The following is a 2,310-nucleotide window of genomic DNA, read 5'->3' as shown; positions in this document are numbered from 1 at the left end:
TTAAAGTGGAAGCGCTAAGCGGCAGGTCTGTAATTGAAGGAAAACGTGGTAGGCCTATTGGTTGGAAGAAAGCGGTAGACGTGAGTGATTAGTTTATTAATTTAAAACGGCTCTGACCCCTTTTATTCTGTACACTGGTTGGAATACAAGTCTGGGTGTAAACCAAAACATAAGAAAATCAACAATGACTGATAGTTGGTTTTTGCTCCATCGTCGCTTATTTTAACCAACTATTATTTGTATTTGCCTCTTGGTGAGGCGTTGAGGCTGTAGAATAACTAATCCAGCCAAAACAGCTAAATATTTGTGCTCCTATATCGCACTGTAGACGATTAACTCGATATAGGTAATCGGGGTAATTCATAACAAACGAGTTGTTCTACAGGCTCATTATGTGCAGTTATCGCCAGACTTCATGTTTAAAGGATAAATTAAAGTTGAAGTATATATTTTTTATTTTAATAATTTGCTCTAGTGGTAGAGTTCAAGCTAGTGATTATTACATATCATTGCAAAGTGCTGATTTTACCTTGGTTACAGATGTTTTTTTTAGTCAACGTTTAGATTTTAATTCACTACCTGAAAACAAAACGGTTAATTTAACCTATTGGGGAAGTAGCCCAAAAGCTGAAATTAAATACAATGGTAAAAGTTTATTTATTTCGGGTCATGATAACGAAATTGAACAAGTACATTTAGAATTTAATCAAAAAGTAAAAACAATTACCTTCAATATACAGCTTAATCCGGTTCGTTATAATAAAGAGTATATTCAAGAGCATATTGGAAAAGTTAGTGTTGAAACGCCCGAAGTTTACGAACTTAACAACATTATATTAGCTTTATTTGACAAGTTTTATCACGCTAATTATAAGATGTATTCGAAAGGAAAATACTACTCAGATGTTTTAAAGTGGTTTTCACCTTTTAAAGATCATGAGATTTTTAAAAAACTCGATAACGTTGATTATTATTCATTTGTTGAAAATGGTCCTGCGTATGTTTTTAACGGCGATAAAATAGAAAAATCATCGGTATATAAAAGCTTTCGAGCCGTTGATGTTATTAAAGACAATATTACCTTGTTGGAAGACTTTGCAAAAAAGAGTAATTTCAAAAATTTTTACCAACAACATGATGAGTATTACTTAAAGTTGAGTAACGTGTTCCAACTAGGTGCTCAACCAAAAAATATTTGGCAATGGTTAGAGTCTCATTTCCCTGCAAGATATCAAAGTTATAAGGTTTTCTTTTCTCCATTAGGGTCTGGAAATAATAGTTCTCGAATGTATGCCAATAATGGTTTTAATGAATCAATCATGTTTATCGTTGCCCCTAACCGTTATGAAAACGAGAAGGAGGACTTCTCAATTCAATCGATAAAGTTCACTCGTTCATTTTTTACTGAAATTGACCATACTTACGTGAATCCAACCTCTGACAAATATATAGACGATATTAATGCTGCTCTGGTGGATTTAAAACCGTGGTATAAAGGCGGTGGATACAACAAACCTTATTTAATATTTAATGAGTATATGACATGGTCATTATTCTCTTTATACGCAATGGAAAATTATTCTCGGCAAGAGTATCTATTTATTAAAAAATATACTGAAGATTTCATGATAAATAAGAAGGGCTTTTACCAATTTAAAGCTTTTAATAATGAACTTATCCGCTTGTATAACAACAAGTCAGCTAAAGAAAAAATTACTGATCTATATCCCTCAATTATAAATTGGATTAAAAACAATTCAAAAAGCACATAACAATAGAATTAAAAGGAGTTTCGCATGAATATCAATGCAACATTTTTTGGTCAACTAGTCTTTATATCTTTCTTTATCGTTGGTGGCTTAAGTTATTACTTAGGCAAGCGTAAAACTTCTACACCTAAAATTGCTGCATTAATAGGTGTATTGTTATGTATTGTCCCTCCGCTTAATATTGTTTACTTAATTTTATTGATGTTAAAAAATGATGTGGTAGTAAGTTCAAGCGTTGAAAATATAGAGTGATTTGTATATAAAAAGCGTTTCAACAGGACAAATAATAGTTGGTTTTTGCTCATCGTCGCTATTTTAGCCAACCCTTACTTAGCCTGTTATTTATGCGTTAGGCGTTAGACGACCTTGTAATAAAAGGGGTCAGAGCCGTTTATAAAAGCAGAATAAAAGCAGAATAAAAGGGGTCAGAGCCGTTTTAAGTGACCTATACTGAGGTAAATTGTATCTTCAGTAGATTGTAATTATGCCAAGAAAATCAAGAGTTTCATTAGCGGGCGTGGCGGAACATGTTATTCAGCGG

At 32.7% G+C, this 2,310-nt stretch carries 2 protein-coding genes; both read left to right on the top strand.

The annotated features are described in order from the left end of the window. Nucleotides 1–437: 437 nt before the first annotated feature. Entirely contained in the window at nucleotides 438–1,772 is a 1,335-nt protein-coding gene (locus tag ASU03_RS17575; protein WP_057833094.1) for a DUF4932 domain-containing protein, read from the top strand. A 24-nt stretch (nucleotides 1,773–1,796) separates the two neighbouring features. Beyond that, the gene (locus ASU03_RS17570) at nucleotides 1,797–2,021 is read left to right on the top strand and encodes a hypothetical protein (RefSeq protein ID WP_057833093.1); all 225 of its coding nucleotides are present in this window, start codon (nucleotides 1,797–1,799) and stop codon (nucleotides 2,019–2,021) included. Nucleotides 2,022–2,310 lie beyond the last annotated feature (289 nt).

This window comes from Colwellia sp. TT2012, assembly GCF_001440345.1.
Taxonomy (GTDB): Bacteria; Pseudomonadota; Gammaproteobacteria; order Enterobacterales; family Alteromonadaceae; genus Colwellia.
This window is presented reverse-complemented; position numbering and strand designations above follow the sequence as displayed.

What these genes read in the sequence shown, in the direction of transcription:
- ASU03_RS17570 (WP_057833093.1), top strand. Translation starts at nt 1,797, where the DNA reads ATGAATATCAATGCAACATTTTTTGGTCAACTAGTCTTTATATCTTTC.